The sequence below is a fragment of the Sphaerisporangium sp. NPDC004334 genome (genome assembly GCF_053602655.1).
In genome coordinates this window covers 83573-103778 of the sequence record NZ_JBSGDZ010000018.1, presented here as the reverse complement: position 1 = coordinate 103778, position 20206 = coordinate 83573, and the positions used below count along the sequence as shown (strand labels likewise).

The following is a 20206-nucleotide window of genomic DNA, read 5'->3' as shown; positions in this document are numbered from 1 at the left end:
GGGATCGGGAGGGGGTCTAGGTCTAGAGGCGGAGGATCTAGACCTAGAGGGCGTAGAGGCGCTGTGGGCTCGGCTCTAGCGGTCTAAGGGGGGCGAGCGCCGAAGAGCGTTTCAGGCCGATTCTGGGGCTCGCCGAGACGGGGGTGCTAGGCGCTAGTTGCCTGGCCGGACGCGCGATCGGGTGCTAGCGGGGGTGCTAGGTCTAGCAGGGCCGGCCGCTAGAGGTCGGCCGGGTGCTAGAGGGGCTGAGTCTTTCGGCAATGTGCTCCAAGGGCGTGAGCGGCGGCCTCGCTAGGGTCGGCGGGAGCGCGCCCGGCGGCGCCGGCCGGGACCGGCCGAAGAGCCGCATGCCCGGTCGGCTGGCCGCAAGGGCGCGCGGCGGCCGCGACGGCGGCCAGCCGCCGTCCCTTGATGACCTACAAGCACGTTTCGGCAATCCGCCGTTCGATCGAAACTTGGGTTTCCAGTCGGCGCCCGCTCAGTCCTCTTCGTCGTCCTCTTGCTCGCGTCGATCTGCTTGTGACTGGGCCTCCCTGTCAAGGGCATCACGGGCGCTCGCGCTGTCGGGGTCCCTCGCCACCGCGGACTGAACCCGGGCGGCGGCTTCCTTGTCCCAAGGCGTGTGTCTGGCCATGTCGTAGGCGTACCCAAAGCCGGCCTGGATCGCTGATCAGTGCGTTCCAGGCGGCCGTAGGCCGCCCTTGAAGTAGTACAGATATTTCTCAAGTTGGCCGCACGCGCTGGCCCGCTTCCGAGTCTCCCGGCCCCCACGCGGCGGGAGGCGAAGAGGACAAGGTCCCCCGGATCGCGCGAGATCGACCCCCCTGCGCTCTTTGGTCGTGACGACTCCTGGCGGGGTGGCGTGGGCACCCTGGCCGGAAGGACATCCCCATGACCAAGAACAGCGCCCGTAAGAAGGCCGTCCGCGCCCGCCAGGCCGCGATGGGCGAGGCGTACAACGCCGCTCGCCGCCAGCTGGAGCACGACGCGCCCGCCGCCTCGTTCGCCGAGAGCCTGACCCGGTATCCCTGGGTCTCCTCCTGGGACGGCGATCTTGTACCTAGTGACAGCTTCGTTAACGACAGGCCAACTCGGCGAGCTCCTGGGGCGTCCGCACGTAGGTGATCAACTGGCCGGGTTGGTCATCCGAAGGCTGGGTTGTAAGACCACATCTTTTGCAGACCAACGGGGGTTGCGAAGAGTTGAATTACTGCGCTGGAAGGATATCGTGATAGGCATTCCTTGAGTTATTTATAAGGAAGAACCTGTCCTGACTCAGGCGCGCTACAACCTGGATCCCAGCGATCTCCTCGGTGATGGCAGGCCAGCCGGAAGGGAGTTCGGGGAAAGCACGCAGTGCCTTCATTGGGATTCTTCGCGTGCTGGATTCGCTAGGGGCCAGTACCGTGTCGGGCAGATCATACGGGCCCGGTCCATTGACAGGACTCGCGTAAACCCTCCCTCCGACGACCCTCTCCCCGATGTAGATTTGTGGGTTATCGAAGTAGATTTTAGGCCATGGCCCGTATCCTGCAGGTGCGGTGTTACGAACGGTTACCATGAGATCGAATTTTTCGTCCACATTGACGACTTCACCCTCCCTTGCTTCAACTCTGTAAGTGATTGTCAGATACTCGCGTAGTTCGTACCACAGATTGGCCGTCATCGCCGACTGACTCCCTTTCTCCGTGGGGGTTGAGCTGATCCCTGATGTGTGACAGATCCATCCATCCCCTCCATGAGCACCTTTAATCGGCGACGGTTCAGGGCAGCTCTTTACGGTATTGGGCGGTTCCATTGACACTCCCCTTGAATTCGGGAAGGGTGTGACGATGGATTTGGTAATCGTCGTTATGATGGCGTATTCACTGTGTCATGCCTGAGCTGCATCACTGCTGTTCACCTCAAGGAGCAGCATTTTTAAAGTAGTTGCAGCAAGGTTGCCAAAGGTTGCAGATGGAGCGACTCGGTCGTACCCGGACGTCTGTAGGGAGGAGTTGATCAGGTTCTTCACGGAAGACACCTCGCCTGACCAGCGAAGATATTGCCGTTTGTGGCTGGTGACGCGTTTCTTAACGGCACCCCATGTACCCCGAGGCCGGACAAGTCACATACCGTACAGAATTCACCTTCTGTACGGTATGTGACTTGTTGGGGTGGAAGGGAGGATGGAGGGCCGGGTGGCGCCGGCCGCCGCTGGACCGCCGCCCGGGTCGCCCGCGCGCCCAAACGGCGTACCGCAGCCCGCGCGGGACATGCCGCGGCGGGCGGCCTCGTGGCCCATCACCCCTCAAGATCGTTTCACTGATGATCGTCTCGCCGGTGCGCCCGATCGTCGCGTCGCGTGAACACCCGCCACGCGCGGCGATGCGCCAGCGCCGCCGGGCGGCCACCCGCCGTACATGCGGCGCGCGATACCTGCGGCACGCGGCGGCCGGACCATGCGTGAGCCCTGGCCAGGCGGCGCGTGCGGCGGCCGTCACGGGAACACCGGCACGGAACACCGTGAACACGCCGCCGGAGAACCCTCTCGGCGGCGCCTCATCACTATTTGATGCATAATCGCACTTATGCATCACTTCGCGGGAACGCCTCTTCCGCGCTCTCCCGCCGCGGCCCCCTGGCATCGGCGGTCCCCGGCGTCACCTCGGCGCACGCGACGACGTCGCAGGTCACCGGCCCCTCACGCGCCGATGAACGCCCGCCGGCCCGGCGGGCGCCGGTTCCCAGCGGCCGGTCCGGCGTGTCGGCGGGCCACTTGTGCGGGTTTGATGCATAATCGCAGCCACGTGCGCCGCGTCCGAGGAGGTCGCCGCTTTCCGGAGGGTGAAGGCCGTGGATGACCGCGATCCGCTGGTGCTGATGCGCCTGCCCGAGGCCGCGGCGGAGTTCCTCTCCTCGCTGCGCACCAAGAAGCTCTCCCCGCACACGATCGCCGGGTACGAGCGCGATCTGCGGTCGGTGGCCGCCGCGGCGGCGGAGCTGGCCGGTGTGCCGGTTGCCGATCTGGAGGTGCGCCGCCTGAGCGGCCGCCTGGTGCGGGGCGCGTTCGCGGAGTTCGCCGGTCCGCGTTCGGCGGCGAGCGTCAACCGCGCGTGGAGCGCGTGGAACCAGTTTCTGACGTTCTGCGTCGCCGAGGGGATGCTGGAGGGCAATCCGATGGCGGCGGTCCCCCGTCCCAAGCAGCCGGCCAAGGCGCCAAAGCCGTTGCTGGGCGATGGGACGGCGTCGCAGACGCTGCTGGAGCGGGTGGCGGCCGGGGCGCGCAAGGCCCGCGATCCGTGGGTGGAGCGCGACCTGGTGGTGCTGGCGCTGGCGCTGGTGACCGGGATGCGTTCGGCGGAGTTGCTGGGGCTGACGCTGGGGTCGGTGGGCGGGTCCGCGGGTGATCGCCGGATCCAGGTGGTGGGCAAGGGCGGCAAGACCCGGTCGCTGCCGATCGAGCCGCCGATCGAGCGGCTGATCGAGGAGTATCTGGCGAGCCGGTCGCGGCGGTTCGGGGCGGCGGCGCTCCCCCGGTCGGCGGCGTTGCTGGTCGACACCAGGAACGAGCCGTTGCGGCGCGGTGGGCTGCAGTACCTGGTGCGTCAGTGTTACCGGTACGCCGGTGTTCATGATCGGGTGCAGCGGGGGACGCTGGTGCACGCGCTGCGGCACGAGTTCGCTACCCGGCTGGCCGAGCGGGGTGCTTCGGCGCACGAGTTGATGGAGTTGCTGGGCCATTCGTCGATCGTGACCGGGCAGGCGTATGTGGCATCGACGGCGCGGGAGGTGCGGGCGGCGGCGCGGGGCAATCCGGCGTACGGGGTGCTGGACCGGCTGCGGCCGGATCCGGGGCCGCAGGACGCCGGCCCGCGGCCCGGGGCCGGGCGGGGTTAGACGGGGTGCGGTCGCGGGGTGGTGGTGAAGTGGTCGGCGGCGATGTCGGCGAACTCCTGCACCAGGGGTGATCGGCGGGTGCGGCTCCAGGCCAGGCACACCTGGTTGGGCGGGATGTCATCGACGGGCACGTGGGTGATGTCGGGGCGGGTGTAGTAGGCGGCGACCGACAGCGGCAGCACGATGACGCCGTGGCAGGCGGCGAGGTGTTCGAGTTTCTCCTCCACGCTGTGGAACACCGGCCGTGGCGTCGCGGGGTGGCCGGTGAGGCGGCCGGGCAGGTCGCGCCATTCGGGGACGGCGTCGGGGTTTTGGAGCATGGGTTCGCCGGCGAGGTCGGCCACCTTGATCGTGGTCTTGCCCGCCAGGCGGTGTTCGGTGGAGACGACGGCGACGCGTGGCTCGGTGTAGAGGGGCAGCAGGCGCAGGCCGCGTTGTTCGACGGGCATGCGCACGAGGCCGGCGTCGGCTCGGCCGTCGTGGAGGACGTCGGTCTGGTCGTCCCAGGTGGTGCGCATCAGGTTGACGGTCAGGCCGGGGTGGCGGGCGGTGAGGGTGCGCACGGTGGCGGTCACGGTGGTGCCGGGCATGAAGGCGATGGTGAAGGCGGGGGCGCCGTGGGCGGCGCGGGTGAGGCGGCGGGTCAGCGCGGTGGCCGAGGCCAGCAGGGGGCGGGCTTCTTCCAGGAGCACCTGGCCGGTGGGGGTGAGTTCGGTGGATCGCCGGTTCCTGGTGAACAGGGTGGTGCCGAGGTCTTGCTCGAGGGCGCGGATCTGCCGGGACAGGACGGGCTGGGTGATGTAGAGGCGTTCGGCGGCGCGTCCGAAGTGCAGTTCTTCGGCCACGGCGACGAAGTAGCGCAGTTTGCGCAGGTCGATGTCCATCGCACCCTCCTGGCCGGGGGCCGGCGTGGTCTGCCGGCGATGTCGCGGGAGTGTCTTCGGGTCAGATGAGCCCGAGGCGTTCCCTGTGGGCGACGATGCGCCGATCTATGCGGCGCACCACGTCGTCGGTGAGCCGGTGTCCTCAGCGTAGGCCGGGCCGGGTGGTGCGGGCTGCGCGCGGTCCTGCCTGTCCCCCGGGTCTCCCTCTCTGGTCCTGCCTGTCCTGTGGTCCCCTTCTCCCCTGGTCCGCGACTTGGCCGGGGTGGGCGGGTGACCGTGGTGGGGTGATGCCCGGTGGGCATCACCGGTGCTGGAGAAGGTGTTGGACGTCCAGTTGGTCCCAGGGCGATGGTGGATCGCGGCGGGGGTTCCCGCCGCGGTTGGAAGGGATCTGGGAACGATGAAGGTGTTCATCACCGGTGGGTCGGGCTACATCGGCCGGGTCACGATCGCGGCGCTGCGGCGGCGTGGCGTGCGGGTGGCGGCGCTGGCGCGCGGCGAGCGTTCGGCGTCGGTCGTCGCGGAGTTGGGGGCGCGGCCGGTGCGGGGCGCTCTCGGCGACCTTGAGGTACTGCGCGAGGCGGCGGCCGAGGCGGACGGGGTGATCCATCTGGGGGCGGACTACGCCGGGGACACCGCGCGGGTGGATCTGGCGGCGGCCGAGGCGCTTCTGGACGGCGCCGGGGGGCGGCCGTATGTGCACACCGGCGGAGTGTGGGTGTACGGGGACACCGATGGGGTGGTCGGTGAGGAGGCGCCGCTGCGTCCGCCGGCGATCACGGCGTGGCGGCTGGAGAACGAGAAGCGGGTGCTGGCCAGGGCGCGGTGCGGGGGGCGTCCGGTGGTGGTGATGCCGGGTCTGGTGTACGGCCGGGGTGGCGGGCTGGCGCATGGGTTCTTCGTGGAGCCGGGGCTCGCGGCGGGTGCGGTGCCGTGCATCGGGGACGGGGCCAATCATTGGGCGCTGGTGCATGTGGACGACGTCGCCGAGCTGTACGTGCTGGCGCTCGGTGCGCCGGCGGGTGCGGTGTACGCGGGGGTGAGCGGCCAGAACGTGCCGTTGGCGGAGGTCACGCGGGCGTTGAGCCGCGGGGCGGGGCTCGGGGGGCGGACGGAGTCGATCAGTTTGGCGGGGGCGGTGGAGCGGATGGGGCCGATCGCCGAGGCGTTCGCGCTGGACCAGCGGATGACCGGGGCCAGGGCGCGGCGGGAGCTTGGGTGGAGGCCCACGCGGGTCGACGCGCTGGCCGAGCTGTCCGGGCCGCGCGTTCCGGGGGCGCGGTGACGAGGCGTGCCCGGGGGCCGGGTGGCCGCCGTCCCCGATGACGGCGGCGGGCGGGTCGGCGCGTGAGCGGCGGGGCCCGTCAGGGGATGACGGCGGTGGCGGTGATCTCGACGAGCTGGCCGGTGTAGCCGAGGAAGGAGACGCCGAGCAGTGTGGAGGTGTGCGGGCCGTCGGACAGTTCGCTGGCGCGCACGACCTCCCATACCTCCGGCAGGTCCTGGTGGCGGGTGGTGGCGACGTAGACGGTGCTGGCGATGACGTGCCGCAGGCCGGTGCCGACGTCGTGCAGGGCGGTGGCGAGGTTGGCCAGGACCTGGCGGGTCTGGGCGGCGGGGTCGCCCTCGCCGACCAGGGCGCCGGTGGCGTCCAGGGGGACGGCTCCGGCCATGAAGGCGAGCCTCTCCCCCGCTTCGACGACGGCGGCGTGGGCGTATCCGGGCGGCGGGAGCAGGCCGGTGGTGATGGTGCGGCGTGCCATGGCGGGGCTCCTTGCCTGGGGTGGATGTGGTGATCGCGGTCATCATGGCGGGGGCGCCGGCCGGCTGTCATGTGGTTTTGCGGCCGGCCGGCCGGTCGTGCGGCGCGGCGCGGTGCGCTGCGAGCGGTGCCGTGTCAGGGGCGTGGTGTCAGCGGATGCGCGAGCGCGGGTGCGTCCGTACTATCGCGCGGCGCTCGCTGTGTGCTGTGGGGCGCCGGCAAGGGGGGCGTGGACGTCGTCGACGGCCGGCTCTGGTTCGTCTCTGGCGGCGAAGCCCGCGTGGGTGGAAGATCGGGCCGGTGGTCGATGGTGTGATCGCGTTCGGCGAGCGCAGGCGAGCGCAATTGTCGGTGGGGGCCGGTACGGTGCCCGTGGTTGCCCTCCGGAAGGACTGATCGATGCGGCCTGTGAAGCTCAAGCGCCTCACCGTGGAGGAGTGCGTCGACCGCTATGTGGAGCTGGTGCGCGCCAAGACGGTCACCGGGGCGCTGTCCCCGGCGACGGCCGAGGTGTACGGCCGTGACGTGGCCACCTTCGCCGAGCTGGCGGGGGCCGGGCGCGTGCTGGACGATCTGACCGGTGAGGATGTCGACGCGGTGCTGCTGGCGTTCGCGCGCAAGCCCGACGGGCGGCGCTCCTCCCCCGCCGGCGCGGCGCAGAGTCCCTCTTCGCAGTCGCGGTTCCGCCGGTCGGTGTCGGCGTTCTTCAAGCACGCGACCCTGTCGGGCTGGGTGCAGGTCGATCCGATGACCACGGCCACCGTCACGGCCAAGGAACGCGGCGGGCTGCGCGCCGAGCGCCGGGCGCTGACCCGTGAGCAGGCGCAGGGGCTGGTGGGCGCGGCGCGTGAGCAGGCGGTGGCCGAGCCGCGGGGCGGGCGGCGTGACCAGCGCACCGAGGTGCGTGACGCGTTGATCGTGCTGTTGCTGTCGACGCTGGGCCCGCGGGTGTCTGAGCTGGTGCGTGCCAACGTCGAGGATTTCTACACCAATGACGGGGTGCGTTACTGGCGCATCTTCGGCAAGGGCGGCAAGACGCGTGATGTGCCGTTGCCGGGCGATGTCGCCGAGGTGCTGGAGGTCTACCTGGCGGCCGCCCGGCCGGCCACGGCCGAGAAGGCGTTGCTGCTGTCGTGGCGGGGGCGGCGGCTGGCGCGGGGTGATGTGCAGGCGGTCATCGACCGGGTGCAGCGGCGGGTCGACCCGGCGCAGCGGCGTTCGGTGACCCCGCACGGGCTGCGGCACACGACCGCGACGCATCTGCTGGCCGACGCGGTGGACATGGACGCGGTGCGCCGGGTGCTGGGGCACAGCGACCTGGCGACGCTGGGCCGCTACCGTGACGAGCTGCCCGGGGAGCTGGAGGTGGCGATGCGGGCGCATCCGCTGCTGCGGGGGCGTGCGGCGGGCGGCTGACCGCGTTGGTCACCCGCCGTCCTCGGGGGCGGGCGCGGGCCCGTACGATCGGGCTGTGCAAAAGCGTGAATTGGGAAGAACGGGCAGGCAGGTCGGGGTCGTGGGCCTGGGGGCGTGGCAGCTGGGCGCCGACTGGGGTGAGGTGGGCGAGGACGACGCGCTGGCGACGCTGCACGCCGCCGTCGAGGCGGGGGTGACGTTCATCGACACGGCCGACGTGTACGGTGACGGGCGCAGCGAGCAGATCGTCGGCCGGTTGCTCAAGGAGCGGCCGGGTCTGACGGTGGCCACCAAGATGGGCCGCCGGGTGGCGCAGGTGCCCTCGGCGTACACGCTGGACAATTTCCGGGCCTGGAACGACCGGTCGCGGCAGAACCTCGGCGTCGACACCATCGACCTGGTGCAGCTGCACTGCCCGCCGACCCCGGTCTTCAGCGATCAGGCGGTGTACGACGCGCTGGACACCCTGGTGCAGGAGGGCAGGATCGCCGCCTACGGGGTGAGCGTGGAGACCTGCCAGGAGGCGCTGACCGCGATCGCGCGGCCGGGTGTGGCCAGCGTGCAGATCATCTTCAACGCCTTCCGGCTCAAGCCGCTGGAGCAGGTGCTTCCGGCGGCGGCCGAGGCCGGGGTGGGCATCATCGCGCGGGTGCCGCTGGCCAGCGGCCTGCTGTCGGGCCGCTACGACGAGCACACCAGTTTCGGCCCTGACGACCACCGGGCCTTCAACCGGCACGGGGAGTCCTTCGACGTCGGGGAGACCTTCTCGGGCGTGGACTACGCCACGGGTCTGGCGGCGGTGGAGCGGCTCAAGCCGCTGGTCCCGGAGGGGATGACGACGGCCCAGTTCGCGCTGCGCTGGATCATCGACCACCCGGCGGTCAGCGTGGTGATCCCCGGCGCCCGCAACGAGCGGCAGGCCGCGGCCAACGCCGCCGCCGCGCGGCTCGCGCCGCTGTCGGAGCAGACCCATGCGGCTGTGGCGTCGGTGTACGACGAGTTGATCCGCCCGCTGGTCCACCACCGCTGGTGATCCCCCGGGGTCCGGCCCGTCGGGGACGGACCCGGTCACGTCCGTATGCTGATCCGCTTGAGCGCGGGCTGCGGACCTGTCGCGCCGATCAGTGACCTGGTTCCCGGCCGAGGAAGCAGGTCAGGAGTCGCCTGAAGTCGTGCGGGTGCTCGAGCGCCGGCACGTGCCCGCATCGGCCGAGGACGTGCAGACGGACATCGGCCAGGTGTTCGAGCAGGGGCAGGGCTGCCGTCCTGAGCGGGGTGACCCGGTCCTGGGCGCCGTGGACGAGCAGCACGGGCGCGCGGATCCCTGCCAGCGTTCGCGCCGAGAGGGTGAGCTCGTCGGCCCAGCGTGCCCTGGGTGGAGGGAACAACGACGCGAATGCGGCCGCCCCCGCTCGCATGGCGGCCGCACGGGCGGCGACGGCCGGCTCGGTGACGAGCGCTTGGTCCAGGACGAGGCGACTCAACATGTCTCGTGCCCCGAGCGGGCCGGCGGGGGCGGCCCAGATCGCGTCGAGCTCGGCGGACAGCGGCGCCCCGGGGGCACCCATCGTCGAGACCGCCACGACACGGGTGACCTGCTCTGGACGCGCGGCCGCCAACGCCAGCGCCACGGCACCGCCCATGGAGTGGCCCACCACGGCGTAGTGCTCGGCGCCGAGAGCGTCCATCAGGCCTGCGGCCTGCTCCGTCCACAGCCGGAGCCCGCCCCTGGAGCCCGCGGGGATCGGTGTGCGGCCGAATCCCGCCTGGTCAGGAGCCACCAGGTGCCAGGACGTGCCCAGCGCCTGTGCCGTCGCCGCCCAGGCGCCGGATCCGGTCGTACCGGGTCCGGAGCCGTGCAGCATCAGCACCGCGGGCCCGGTGCCGCTCTGAAGGACGTGGACGGGGGAGCCGTCGACGGTGACGGTCCGAAGTGCCGTCACCGCGACAGGTCCGGTGTGCTCATGCCGATGCGGAGTTGATGGACTTGGAGAAGACCTCCATCATCGCCCTGCCGAACTGCGGCATGTCGGGCCACCCCCGGCAGGAGACGAGGTTGCCGTCCACGACGTCGGGAGCGTCGATGACCGTCGCGCCCGCGTTCTCCATGTCACCGGTGATGGGGGGAAAGCACGCCGTCTTTCGACCCTTCAGCAGCCCGTACACGGCCGGCACCTGCGCGCCGTGGCACACCAGCGCGATGGGGAGGTTGCGCGCGAAGAAGTGCTCGGTGATGCGCCTGACGTCGGCGTCGACGCGGATCCACTCGGGGGCGCGTCCCCCGGGGATGATGAGGGCGTCATAGCGCTCGACGTCGACCTCGGCCCAGGGCACGTCGACCGGCAGCTTCCGGCCGTTCTTCTCCACGTAGGCGTCGGAGTTGGGGTCGAACTCGTGGATGACCAGCTGCACGTCACGCATCGTCCGTGACGAGACGTCGACGTCCCAGCCGCCCTCCTGCACGCGATAGTAGGGATACATGGTGTCGAGCTCCTCGGCGGCGTCGCCGGTCAGGAGCAGCGCTCTGGGCACCTGCTTCTCCTCACATCTGGGGGCGGGTGAGGTGGATCCAATCCGATCCAATCCGATCCGATTGGGTTAGCATTCCTCGGCCCAGGCCGCCCGTCAAGCCTCCACCGCCATTGCGTCCGCGTCCTTGGCCTCGTCGAACAATCGCCGGAACCGCTCGCCGGACAGCAGGATGTGCCGGCGCATGGCGTAGGCGGCGGCGTCGGGGTCACGCGCGGCGATCGCGGCCAGGACCTCTTCGTGCTCGGCCATGGCCAGGTGAGTGACCTGGGTGTCGTGGAGAAGCCGGAACAGGTGCACGTGCGCGTGCAGGCGTGCGAGCGCTTCGCGGATGACCTGGTTCTCCGCGCTCAGGGCGACGAGGTCGTGGAAAGCGGCGTCGCGCAGCCCGAAGGCGCCATAGGCCATGGGCCCGTCGCCCCCCTCCAGCTCCGCCATCTCCTCCAGCATTCGCCGCAGACCGGCCACCTGCCCCGAGGATGCGCGTTCGGCGGATCTGCGCGCAGCCGCCGGCTCCAGCAGCAGGCGGACCTCGAGCATGTCCTCGAATCGGTGACGGGTGATCTGGGGGGGAATGCGATAGCCGGCATGGGGCACACGCACGACCAGGCCCTCGGCCTCCATGCGGTTCAGAGCGTCTCGGATCGGCGTCTGCGAGACCCCCAGCTCTCGCGCCAGGACGTCGATCGTGACGCGGGAGCCGGGCTCGATCCGTAGCGACATGAGCTGTCCGAGCAGCGTGTCGTACACCTCGTCGGCAAGCCGGCCGCGAGATCTTCCCGGCGGCTTCGCGCCCGTCATGGCCCCACGGCGCCGCGCGATCATCGCTTCGTCGTCCATCGTGACGTGAGGTCCTTTCCTGCGTCTTCGGGGGACCTGTTGACATCGGTCGCAACGCTGCGGGATGCTGCCCCCACTCGGATCGTATAGGAAACGTGACGGATGCCGGCCATCCTTCACCCATCGGGGAACCGCCCGCCATCGCTCCGCTTCGATCAGTTGGAGCTCCCATGAGCATGCTCGACGTCCTACTCGGTTCGCCACCGGGCCGCACGAGGACCGAAGGACCTCTCGGCTGCTCGAAGCCCCATCACCTCGCGGCGTACTCGTGACGCCGGTCCGCGGGTCGGCCCGCGACAGCCGGCGACACGCCTGAACATCCCGGCAACCGCTCGGCGAAGCACGCAGCAAGCCTCCAGACACCCCCCAGAAAGCAGGCAAGAAGGTGCGGTATCCACAGCGAATAGGACGACTGTCCATTCCCGGTCGAAAGGTGCAGCTGGCGACGGCGGCCATGTTGCTGGCCACGACCATGGCGGCCTGCGGCGGCCAGGACGACGGCGCGAAGGCGAGCGCCCCCAAGGCGCCGGCGACCATCCCCGAGCTCACCAAGGACCCGCTGACCCTCAGCTTCATCTGGTTCGACTGGCCCCCCGCCCACGCGCTGGAAGCCTTCGCGAACGCCGAGTACAAGAAGGATCGGCCGAATGTGACCGTCAAGGTCAACACCGTGCCGAACGCGAACTGGCACGACGCGATGTTCACCCAGTTCGCGGCGCACAAGACCGACTTCGACATCCCGATCCTGGACTCGCAGCACATCGGCGAGGCCGTGACGAACGGCAACATCCTCGACATCACCGACTTCGTCAAGAAGAACATCGACGTCAACGCCTACAACCCGTACCTGCTGGCGGCCTACGGCCAGTTCCCCCAGGCGGAGACCGGCAAGCGCGACGAGAACGCCAGCATGTACGGACTGCCGCTGCTCGGCGACACCTGGACGATGATCTACCGCAAGGACCTGATCGGCGACAAGCCGCCGCAGACCTGGGACGAGATGATCTCAGCCGCCCAGAAGTGCCAGACGGAGAACCCCGGCGTCAGCGGGCTGGCCTTCCACCAGGCCAACGGCTCCGACGCCGCGGCCGTGACCTACAACACGGTCAACGGCGTCTACGGCGGCAACCTCTGGGACCCCAAGACGCGCAAGATCGACGGCGTCCTCAACGACCCCGCGGGTCAGGAGGCGATGGACGTCCTGGTCAACAAGATGAAGCCGCTGACCGCCAAGGGCTCGGGCAACTGGTTCATCGACGAGGTGAACGCGGCGGTCGCCCAGGGGAAGGCGTGCATCGCGTTCAACTGGATCGCCGCGAGCGGCGGCCTGCTCGACCCCAAGCAGTCGACGCTCGGCACCACGCGGGAGCAGATCCTCGACAAGCTGGGTTTCGCCACCCTGCCGACCCAGAAGACCAACCTGGTGCCTCTCGGCGGCATGGGGATGCACGTGTCGGCCTACTCCCCCGAGGCGAACCAGGCCGAGGCCCTGAACTTCATGAAGTGGTTCGAGCAGGCCGACATCCAGAAGAAGTGGGCCGCGGCCGGTGGCGTGCCGTCGCGTACCGACGCCCTGGCGTCGCCCGAGTTCCTCAACGCCGGGCCGTTCAACAAGGTGTACGCCGACTCGGTGCCGCGGATGCGGGACATGTGGAATGTCCCGGAGTACGCGCGCCTGGTCGACATTGAGAACACCAACGTGAACGCGGCTCTCAACGGCGCGAAGAAGCCGAAGGACGCGCTCGACGACATCGCCAAGGGGCAGCAGGGCGTGCTCGACTCCGGCAAGGGCAAGGGCGGCGGCGGACTGTGAGTGACCCCGCCCCTCTGACGACCGACCGCCCCGGGCAGGTGGCGTCCGCGACGCCGCCTGCACCGGGCCGGTCCCGCCGGTTGAGCGACCGCGGGCTCGCCGTGGCCTTCATCTCCCCCGCGCTGCTGCTGTTGCTGGCGATGTCGGTGTTCCCGTTGCTGTGGGCGTTGTACCTGTCGTTCACCGACTACTCGGCCACCCGCGGGGGGCCGGCCCATTTCATCTGGTTCGAGAACTACACCGCCGTCCTGGCTTCGGCGCAGGTGCACCTGAGGGCCCTGACGACGTTGATCTACGTGGTCGGCGCGGTCGCCCTGCAGACGGTGCTCGGTTTCGCCATCGCCTACCTGATCTCACGGCGCACGCACGGGCGAGGAGTGCTGACCACTCTGTTCCTGGTTCCGATGATGCTGTCGCCGGTCGTGGTCGGGCTGTTCTGGCGGTTCATGCTCGACGCGCAGTTCGGCGTGGTCAACAGCATGCTCGGCTCGCTCGGCCTGGGGCAGGTGGAGTGGCTCACCCGGCAGCGGACGGCACTGATCTCCCTGATCGTGGTCGACACCTGGCAATGGACGCCGTTCATCATGCTCATCGCACTCGCCGGCCTCACCGCGGTTCCCAAGTACCTGTACGAGGCCGCCTCGATCGACCGGGCGTCGGAGTGGTTCCGGTTCCGCACCATCACCCTTCCGCTGGTGTGGCCGCTGCTCCTCATCGCCGTGTTGTTCAGGGCCATCGAGGCCTTCCGGCTGTTCGACCTCGTCTACATCCTCACCAGCGGAGGCCCGGGGGTCTCCACCGAGACGTTGTCGTTCCACGTCTACAAGGTCGCGTTCCTGGGCTTCAACACCGGAACCGCCTCGGCGTACGGGATCCTCATGGTCCTGGTCGTGATCGTCCTCACGCAGCTCTACCTGCGCTACTTGAACAAGCTCAAGGAGGACTGATGGCCGTCTCCGTCGACGAGGCCGTGTCCACAGGTCCTGCCCGGGATCACACGCCCCCCGCGCGCCGCTTCGGCGGCCGGGGCCGCGCCGTGCTGGAGGTCGCGCTGCTGGCCGTGCTGGCCGTCGTGATGCTCTTCCCGGTGCTGTGGATGATCGAGACCTCCATCAAGGAGAACCGGGACGTCTACGCCATCCCGGCCAAGTTCTTCGACTTCAAGGTCACTCTGGACCATTTCAAGGACGTGTTCGTCGCCTCCGGCGGCGGTCGCTCGCCCTTGTCGGTCTCCTTCCTCAACTCCGTCGTGGTCGCCGGGGTCTCCACGGCGCTGGCCACCGTGCTGGGGGTCCCGGCGGCCTGGGCCTACTCACGCTTCGCCGTGAAGGCCAAGAAGGACCAGCTGTTCTTCATCCTGTCCACCCGCTTCATGCCACCCGTGGTGGTCGTGATCCCGATCTTCCTCATGTACCGCCAAGCCGGGCTCATCAACACCCAGCTCGGCCTGATCCTCATCTACGCCGCGTTCAACGTCCCCTTCACGATCTGGATGATGAAGGGGTTCGTCGACGAGGTGCCCGCAGAGTACGAGGATGCCGCCATGCTCGACGGCTACACCCGCCTGCAGGCGTTCCGGCGATTCACCCTTCCCCTGCTCCTGCCCGGCATCGCCGCGACGGCGGTGTTCGCCCTCATCTTCTCGTGGAACGAGTTCGTGTTCGCCATCTTCCTCACCTCCAGCGACAACGTGCGCACGGCCCCACCCGCCATCGCCGGCCTCATCGGTGGCACCACCGTGGACTGGGGTCTGGTGGCCGCCGCCTCCGTGGTGTTCGCCCTGCCGGTGCTCGTCTTCGCCTACCTGGTGCGCAAGCACCTGGTCGCCGGTGTGACCCTCGGGGCGGTGCGACGCTGATGGCGGGCATCGAGGTGACCGCCCTGCACAAGCGCTACCCGGACGGGACGGTCGCGGTCGAGCACGTGGACCTGTCCATCGGCGACGGCGAGCTGTTCGTGATGCTCGGCCCTTCGGGGTGCGGCAAGACGACCACGCTGCGGGCCATAGCCGGCCTGGAGAGGCAGACGACGGGCGACATCCGCATCGGCGACACGCTGGTCAACGACCTGCCGCCCGCCGAGCGCGACATCGCCATGGTGTTCCAGTTCTACGCTCTCTACCCGCATCTGCGAACCCGCGACAACCTGGCGTTCCCCCTGCGGGCCGAGGGACTGCCCAAGGCGGAGGTGCGCGAACGGGTCGACGAGGCCGCCCGGCTGATGCGGCTCGGTCCGCTCCTGGACCGGCGGCCGCGCCGGCTGTCCGGCGGGGAGCAGCAGCGCGTCGCGCTCGCCCGCGCCCTGGTGCGACGACCGCGCGCATTCCTCATGGACGAACCTCTCACCAATCTGGACGCGGAGCTGAGGGCGGACATGCGCACGGAGATCAAGCACCTGCAGGGCGAACTGGGGACGACGATGGTCTACGTCACCCACGACCAGGTCGAGGCGATGTCGCTCGGTCACAGAATCGCCATCCTCAACAAGGGCCGCGTCGAGCAGATCGGCACGCCGCTGGAGGTCTACGACCGCCCGGCGAGTCTCTTCTGCGCCGCTTTCATCGGCTCCCCGCCGATGAACCTGATCGAGGTGGAGGTGGCCGACGGAAAGCTGCGCGCCAAGGGCGGACTGGATCTCACGCCACCGCCAGGCCTGCCGCGCGACCGTAGCCTGGTCGCGGGCGTCCGGCCGGAGGCGCTGGAAGTCACAGAACCAGGAGCGGAACGTTCGGTCCCGGCCCGCGTGGTCTCGGCGGAGTGGCTGGGCGACGAGATCATCTACGTGGTCGACCACGGCGGCCAGCGCGACGTACGGGTCCGGATGCCACCGACCCTCCGTTTCGCCGCGGACGCATCGGTCGGGCTGCGGCACACCGGCGCGACCCCGGCGGTCTACGACGTGAGCACGGAAGAGCTGGTGGCCTGATGGGAACCGTGGCAGCGCACGGGCTGTGCAAGTCCTTCGGCAAAGTCCAGGCCCTGGACGGGGTGACACTGGAGGTGCCGGACGGATCGTTCTTCGTCGTGCTCGGACCCTCCGGGGCGGGCAAGACGACGACCCTGCGAGCGATCGCCGGCCTTGAGAAGCTCGACGCCGGGTCGGTGCATCTGGACGGCAGGGACGCCACCGGTGACTCCCCGGCCGCACGCGACCTGGCCATGGTCTTCCAGAACTACGCCCTCTACCCGCGGCACACGGCGTACGAGAACATCGCTTCGCCATTGCGGGCACGCCGCTGTTCCTCCAGCGAGATCGCCGCCGCCGTCGAGCGGATGTCGAGCCTGCTGCACATCGAACGCCTGCTGCAGCGCCGTCCCGCGCAGCTGTCGGGCGGTGAGATGCAGCGTGTCGCCCTGGCCCGGGCGCTGGTCCGTAGCCCGCGCGCGTTCCTCATGGACGAGCCGCTGACCAACCTCGACCTCAAGCTCCGCGTCGAGATGCGCACCGAGCTCACCCGCATCCACCGCAGCCTCGGAGCGACCTTCGTCTACGTGACCAACGACCAGGTCGAGGCCCTGTCCATGGCCGACCAGGTCGCGGTCCTGAAGGAGGGGAAGGTGCAACAGGTCGGAACACCGACCGAGGTGTACGAGCGGCCGGCCAACCAGTGGGTCGCGGGCTTCGTCGGCAGCCCGCAGATCAGCCTGCTCGCCTGCCACGCCGAGGGAGATCGTCTGATCGGGACGGAAGGCTGGACGCTGCCGCGGCCCCGCTGGACCACCGCCGAGGACGGCCGTCCGCTGCTGCTGGGCCTGCGCGCGGAGGACCTGTCGGTCGAGCGGCGCGGGAACGCGTCGTTGCCGGGCGAGCTCTACGGCCTTGAGCCGCTCGGTGACCGAACGGTGGTCGACGTCCGAGTGGGGACACAGATCCTCAAGGTCAAGGCACGACCCACCCTCACCGGTACGCCGGGCGAGCGGCTGCACGTCACGGTCGACCTGGACCGTGCGCACCTGTTCGACGCGGGCACCGGGCTGGCGCTGTCGCAGGCCGGGAGGTAACCGCGCGGGGCGGCGACGTCACCATGCGCCCGCACGCGCCCGCACGCGGCGATCGAGCCTTCGCGGACGGTCACCGGTGAGCACGGCCTCACGACGCCGAAGCGGCCATGGCCCGAGAAGGCGATCGGTGGCGCGCTGCGTCGCCCCGCGGCCGGGGCCGAGGCCACGTCCGACCCGCTCGGCGACCTCGACCCCGACGAGGTCGTGTGACCCGTTCGTCACCGCGCGTGGCGCGATCGCCGAGGTCACGCTGGACATCACCGAGAACATCACAGGAGGCGACGCGATGAGTGACCCGATGAACGTCCTGGCCCCCGAGCACCGGCGGCTGCGGATCGGCGACGCCTGGCGCGACGCCGCCGGCGCAGCCACCTTCGCCGTCGAGGACCCGGCCACCGGCAAGACCATCGCCGAGGTGGCGGACGCCGACGCCGCTGACGGGCTCGCCGCTCTGGACGCGGCGAGCACGGCGATGGCGGGGTGGGCGGCGACCCCGCCGCGGAAACGGTCAGAGCTGTTGACCGCCACCTACCGGGCACTGACCGAGCGATCCGAGCAGGTCGCCCGGCTGATAACGCTCGAGATGGGCAAGCCGCTCGCCGAGGCTCGGGCAGAGGTGGCCTACGGCGCCGAGTTCTTCCGCTGGTTCGCCGAGGAGGCGGTGCGCGTCGAGGGGCGCTACAACACCGCTCCCGCAGGTGGATATCGCATCCTCACCGTCCCGAAGCCGGTCGGACCGTGCGTCTTCGTGACGCCCTGGAACTTTCCGTTGGCCATGGGTGCCCGCAAGATCGCTCCCGCGCTGGCGGCGGGCTGCACGACGATCACCAAGCCGGCATCCCAGACCCCGCTCACCATGCTGCTCCTGGCCCGCATCATGGAGGAGGTCGGCGTTCCCCCGGGCGTCGTCAACGTCGTGACGACCGAGCGTGCCGGCGAGGTGGTCTCAGCACTGCTGGCCGACCGCCGGACCCGCAAGCTCTCCTTCACCGGGTCCACCGAGGTCGGGCGCGTGCTGCTACGACAGGCGGCGGACAACGTGCTGCGCACCTCCATGGAACTGGGCGGCAACGCGGCCTTGATCGTGTGTGCCGACGCGGACCTGGACGTCGCGCTCGACGGTGCCATGGTGGCCAAGATGCGCAACATCGGGGAGTCCTGCATCGCGGCCAACCGCATCTACGTCGAGGAGCCGGTGCGCGAGGAGTTCACGGCGCGCTTCGCCGAGCGGATGGGCGCGCTCTCGGTGGGCCACGGCCTCGACGACGGCGTGGACGTCGGGGCGCTGATCGACGAGGCCTCGGTCACCAAGATCGACGAGCTCGTCGCCGACGCGGTCGATCGCGGCGCCCGCGTCCTGGTGGGCGGCGAGCGTCCGGAGGGGCCGGGCCACTTCTACCCGCCCACGGTCCTCGCCGACGTGCCCGAAGACGCGCGGATGCTGCAGGCGGAGATCTTCGGCCCGGTGGCGCCGATCATCTCCTTCACCTCCGACGAGGAGGTGATCGCGAAGGCCAACGACACCGAGCACGGCCTGGTCGCATACGTCTTCACCCGTGACCTCCAGCGGGCGCTGCGGTTCACCGAGGGGCTGGAGACGGGGATGCTCGGCATCAACCGTGGCCTGATCTCCGACCCGTCGGCTCCGTTCGGAGGCGTGAAGCAGTCCGGGATCGGCAAGGAGGGGTCGCACGAGGGCATCCTCGAGTACCTCGACGTCACCTACGCGGCGATCGACCTACCGTGACCGGCCTGCGCCGTCCCGGTCTCGCAGGCGACCTCGACGTCCGCCGGCAACTCACCGCCAACGTTCCAGAGAGGCACTGACATGCTTGAGACCGTCCGCGGACCACGCCAGCTGATAGTGGGAGAAGGGGTCGCGCAGAACATCCCACGAGTGGTGGCCGAGTGTGGCTCGCGCGTCCTCATCGTGACCGACCGGGTTCTTCTGGGGCAGCCGGGCGTGGCCGAGATCGTGGCCGCCGTGCGGGAGAAGGTCGACGTCGCCGGGGTGTTCGCCGACGCGACTCCGGACGTGCCACTCACCGATGTCGCCCTGGCCGTCTCGGTCGCCGCAGAGGTGAACGCCGACGTGATCCTCGCCATCGGGGGTGGCACGGTGATCGACCTGGCCAAAATCGTCGGCGTCATCCGGCGCCACGGTGGGACGCCGCGCGACTTCTACGGCGAGTCGAAGGTGCCGGGGCCGACGATCCCTCTCGTCGCGGTCCCGACGACGTCGGGCACCGGCTCCGAGCTCACGCCCGTCTCGGTGTTGACCGACCCGGACCGCGAGCTGAAGGTGGGGGTCTCCAGCGTCCACATCGTGCCCGACTTCGCCATCGTCGACCCCGAGCTCACCTACACCTGCCCTGCGACCGTCACCGCCCACTCCGGCATCGACGCGTTCTGCCACGCGGTGGAGAGCTACACCGCGCGACCCCGGGCCCACGGACCGCGCGACCCGGTGGAGCAGGTCTTCCTCGGCCGCAACCCGATCACCGATCACTACGCGCTCCTGGCCGCGGAGCGGATCGCCCGCAGCCTGCCCCGTGTCGTCAGGGACGGAGGCGACAAGGACGCGCGCGCGGACATGTCCTACGGGTCCATGCTGGCCGGACTCGCATTTTCCCACGCGGGCAACGGGGCTCCGCACGCCCTCCAGTACCCCATCGGCGCGGCCACCCACACACCGCACGGCCTGGGCGTCGGACTTCTGCTGCCCTACGCGCTGGACGCGGCCAGGGATGCCATCGAAGACCGGTTGACCACCCTCGCCCGAGTGTGCGGGCTCGACGTGACCGGCGCCTCGGATGCCGAGGCCGCAGATACGTTCCTCACCTGGCTCGACGGGCTCCTCGCCGACATCGGCATCCCTGCCACCTTGGCGGACATCGGCGTGGCACGCTCCGACCTCCCGCGCTTCGCGGAGATGGCCGGTGGCGTCACCCGCTTGATCCAGAACCATCCAGGCCCCACCGACACCGCCAGCCTGACCGCGATCCTCGAAGCGGCCTGGATCGGAGACCGGACCCGGCACGTCCTGACTCCGGAGCAGAGATAGCGACGGGAGACGCTGGAG

At 69.9% G+C, this 20206-nt stretch carries 20 protein-coding genes; 12 read left to right on the top strand and 8 right to left on the bottom strand.

All coding sequences use genetic code 11. The features are described 5' to 3' along the window. Positions 1-891: 891 nt before the first annotated feature. Positions 892-1125: a hypothetical protein gene (locus tag ACWEN6_RS24070; RefSeq protein WP_452572933.1), complete on the top strand. Its 234-nt coding sequence runs from the start codon at positions 892-894 to the stop codon at positions 1123-1125. An 82-nt stretch (positions 1126-1207) separates the two neighbouring features. Here ACWEN6_RS24070 and ACWEN6_RS24065 read toward each other — a convergent pair whose 3' ends face one another. Together ACWEN6_RS24065 and ACWEN6_RS24060 are read right to left on the bottom strand one after the other, a co-directional pair. Beyond that, positions 1208-1666, bottom strand: a complete 459-nt coding sequence (locus ACWEN6_RS24065; protein WP_452572931.1) for a hypothetical protein — start codon at positions 1664-1666, stop codon at positions 1208-1210. 207 nt (positions 1667-1873) lie between these two features. Further along, complete coding sequence (locus ACWEN6_RS24060; RefSeq protein WP_452572929.1) at positions 1874-2014, bottom strand: hypothetical protein; 141 nt, start codon at positions 2012-2014, stop codon at positions 1874-1876. Between the two features lie 848 nt (positions 2015-2862). Between ACWEN6_RS24060 and ACWEN6_RS24055 the strand changes: the two genes are divergently transcribed. After that, a complete protein-coding gene (locus ACWEN6_RS24055) occupies positions 2863-3879 on the top strand; it encodes a tyrosine-type recombinase/integrase (RefSeq protein ID WP_452573120.1) in 1017 nt (338 codons plus the stop codon). Here the strand turns inward: ACWEN6_RS24055 and ACWEN6_RS24050 are convergent. Next, on the bottom strand, positions 3876-4763 hold the full coding sequence (locus ACWEN6_RS24050) for a LysR family transcriptional regulator (protein WP_452572927.1): 888 nt from the start codon (positions 4761-4763) through the stop codon (positions 3876-3878). The genes ACWEN6_RS24055 and ACWEN6_RS24050 overlap by 4 nt on opposite strands. A 400-nt stretch (positions 4764-5163) precedes the next feature. Here ACWEN6_RS24050 and ACWEN6_RS24045 point away from each other — a divergent pair, with 400 nt between their 5' ends. After that, the gene (locus ACWEN6_RS24045; protein WP_452572925.1) at positions 5164-6048 is read left to right on the top strand and encodes an NAD-dependent epimerase/dehydratase family protein; all 885 of its coding nucleotides are present in this window, start codon (positions 5164-5166) and stop codon (positions 6046-6048) included. Between the two features lie 79 nt (positions 6049-6127). Here ACWEN6_RS24045 and ACWEN6_RS24040 read toward each other — a convergent pair whose 3' ends face one another. After that, on the bottom strand, positions 6128-6526 hold the full coding sequence (locus tag ACWEN6_RS24040) for a RidA family protein (protein ID WP_354849378.1): 399 nt from the start codon (positions 6524-6526) through the stop codon (positions 6128-6130). Positions 6527-6924: 398 nt separating this feature from the next. Between ACWEN6_RS24040 and ACWEN6_RS24035 the strand changes: the two genes are divergently transcribed. Beyond that, positions 6925-7941, top strand: a complete 1017-nt coding sequence (locus ACWEN6_RS24035) for a tyrosine-type recombinase/integrase (protein ID WP_452572924.1) — start codon at positions 6925-6927, stop codon at positions 7939-7941. A 55-nt stretch (positions 7942-7996) separates the two neighbouring features. After that, positions 7997-8974, top strand: coding sequence for an aldo/keto reductase (locus tag ACWEN6_RS24030; RefSeq protein ID WP_452572923.1), 978 nt, complete (start codon positions 7997-7999; stop codon positions 8972-8974). 88 nt (positions 8975-9062) lie between these two features. Here ACWEN6_RS24030 and ACWEN6_RS24025 read toward each other — a convergent pair whose 3' ends face one another. From ACWEN6_RS24025 to ACWEN6_RS24015, 3 genes are all read right to left on the bottom strand, one after another. Continuing rightward, positions 9063-9884, bottom strand: coding sequence for an alpha/beta fold hydrolase (locus tag ACWEN6_RS24025; RefSeq protein ID WP_452572921.1), 822 nt, complete (start codon positions 9882-9884; stop codon positions 9063-9065). Positions 9885-9903: 19 nt separating this feature from the next. Beyond that, positions 9904-10473: a DJ-1/PfpI family protein gene (locus ACWEN6_RS24020; protein ID WP_138666282.1), complete on the bottom strand. Its 570-nt coding sequence runs from the start codon at positions 10471-10473 to the stop codon at positions 9904-9906. Positions 10474-10566: 93 nt separating this feature from the next. Continuing rightward, a complete protein-coding gene (locus ACWEN6_RS24015; protein ID WP_452572919.1) occupies positions 10567-11310 on the bottom strand; it encodes a GntR family transcriptional regulator in 744 nt (247 codons plus the stop codon). Positions 11311-11743: 433 nt separating this feature from the next. On the opposite strand from ACWEN6_RS24015, the gene ACWEN6_RS24010 reads away from it, so the two are divergent. The 5 genes from ACWEN6_RS24010 (at position 11744) to ACWEN6_RS23990 (ending at position 17124) form a co-directional block, all read left to right on the top strand. Further along, entirely contained in the window at positions 11744-13123 is a 1380-nt protein-coding gene (locus tag ACWEN6_RS24010; protein WP_452572917.1) for an extracellular solute-binding protein, read from the top strand. An 80-nt stretch (positions 13124-13203) separates the two neighbouring features. After that, complete coding sequence (locus tag ACWEN6_RS24005) at positions 13204-14070, top strand: carbohydrate ABC transporter permease (protein WP_354926304.1); 867 nt, start codon at positions 13204-13206, stop codon at positions 14068-14070. Then, positions 14070-14981, top strand: coding sequence for a carbohydrate ABC transporter permease (locus ACWEN6_RS24000; RefSeq protein ID WP_354926302.1), 912 nt, complete (start codon positions 14070-14072; stop codon positions 14979-14981). The genes ACWEN6_RS24005 and ACWEN6_RS24000 overlap by 1 nt, the downstream gene beginning before the upstream one ends. Beyond that, positions 14981-16048, top strand: a complete 1068-nt coding sequence (locus tag ACWEN6_RS23995) for an ABC transporter ATP-binding protein (protein ID WP_354926300.1) — start codon at positions 14981-14983, stop codon at positions 16046-16048. The genes ACWEN6_RS24000 and ACWEN6_RS23995 overlap by 1 nt, the downstream gene beginning before the upstream one ends. Next, positions 16048-17124, top strand: coding sequence for an ABC transporter ATP-binding protein (locus tag ACWEN6_RS23990; protein WP_354926298.1), 1077 nt, complete (start codon positions 16048-16050; stop codon positions 17122-17124). Before ACWEN6_RS23995 ends, ACWEN6_RS23990 begins: the two co-directional genes overlap by 1 nt. A gap of 18 nt (positions 17125-17142) precedes the next feature. Here ACWEN6_RS23990 and ACWEN6_RS23985 read toward each other — a convergent pair whose 3' ends face one another. Then, entirely contained in the window at positions 17143-17394 is a 252-nt protein-coding gene (locus ACWEN6_RS23985; protein WP_452572916.1) for a hypothetical protein, read from the bottom strand. Between the two features lie 16 nt (positions 17395-17410). On the opposite strand from ACWEN6_RS23985, the gene ACWEN6_RS23980 reads away from it, so the two are divergent. Together ACWEN6_RS23980 and ACWEN6_RS23975 are read left to right on the top strand one after the other, a co-directional pair. Next, complete coding sequence (locus ACWEN6_RS23980) at positions 17411-18871, top strand: NAD-dependent succinate-semialdehyde dehydrogenase (RefSeq protein WP_452572914.1); 1461 nt, start codon at positions 17411-17413, stop codon at positions 18869-18871. 81 nt (positions 18872-18952) lie between these two features. Beyond that, positions 18953-20188: an iron-containing alcohol dehydrogenase gene (locus ACWEN6_RS23975; protein WP_452572912.1), complete on the top strand. Its 1236-nt coding sequence runs from the start codon at positions 18953-18955 to the stop codon at positions 20186-20188. Positions 20189-20206: the final 18 nt, after the last annotated feature.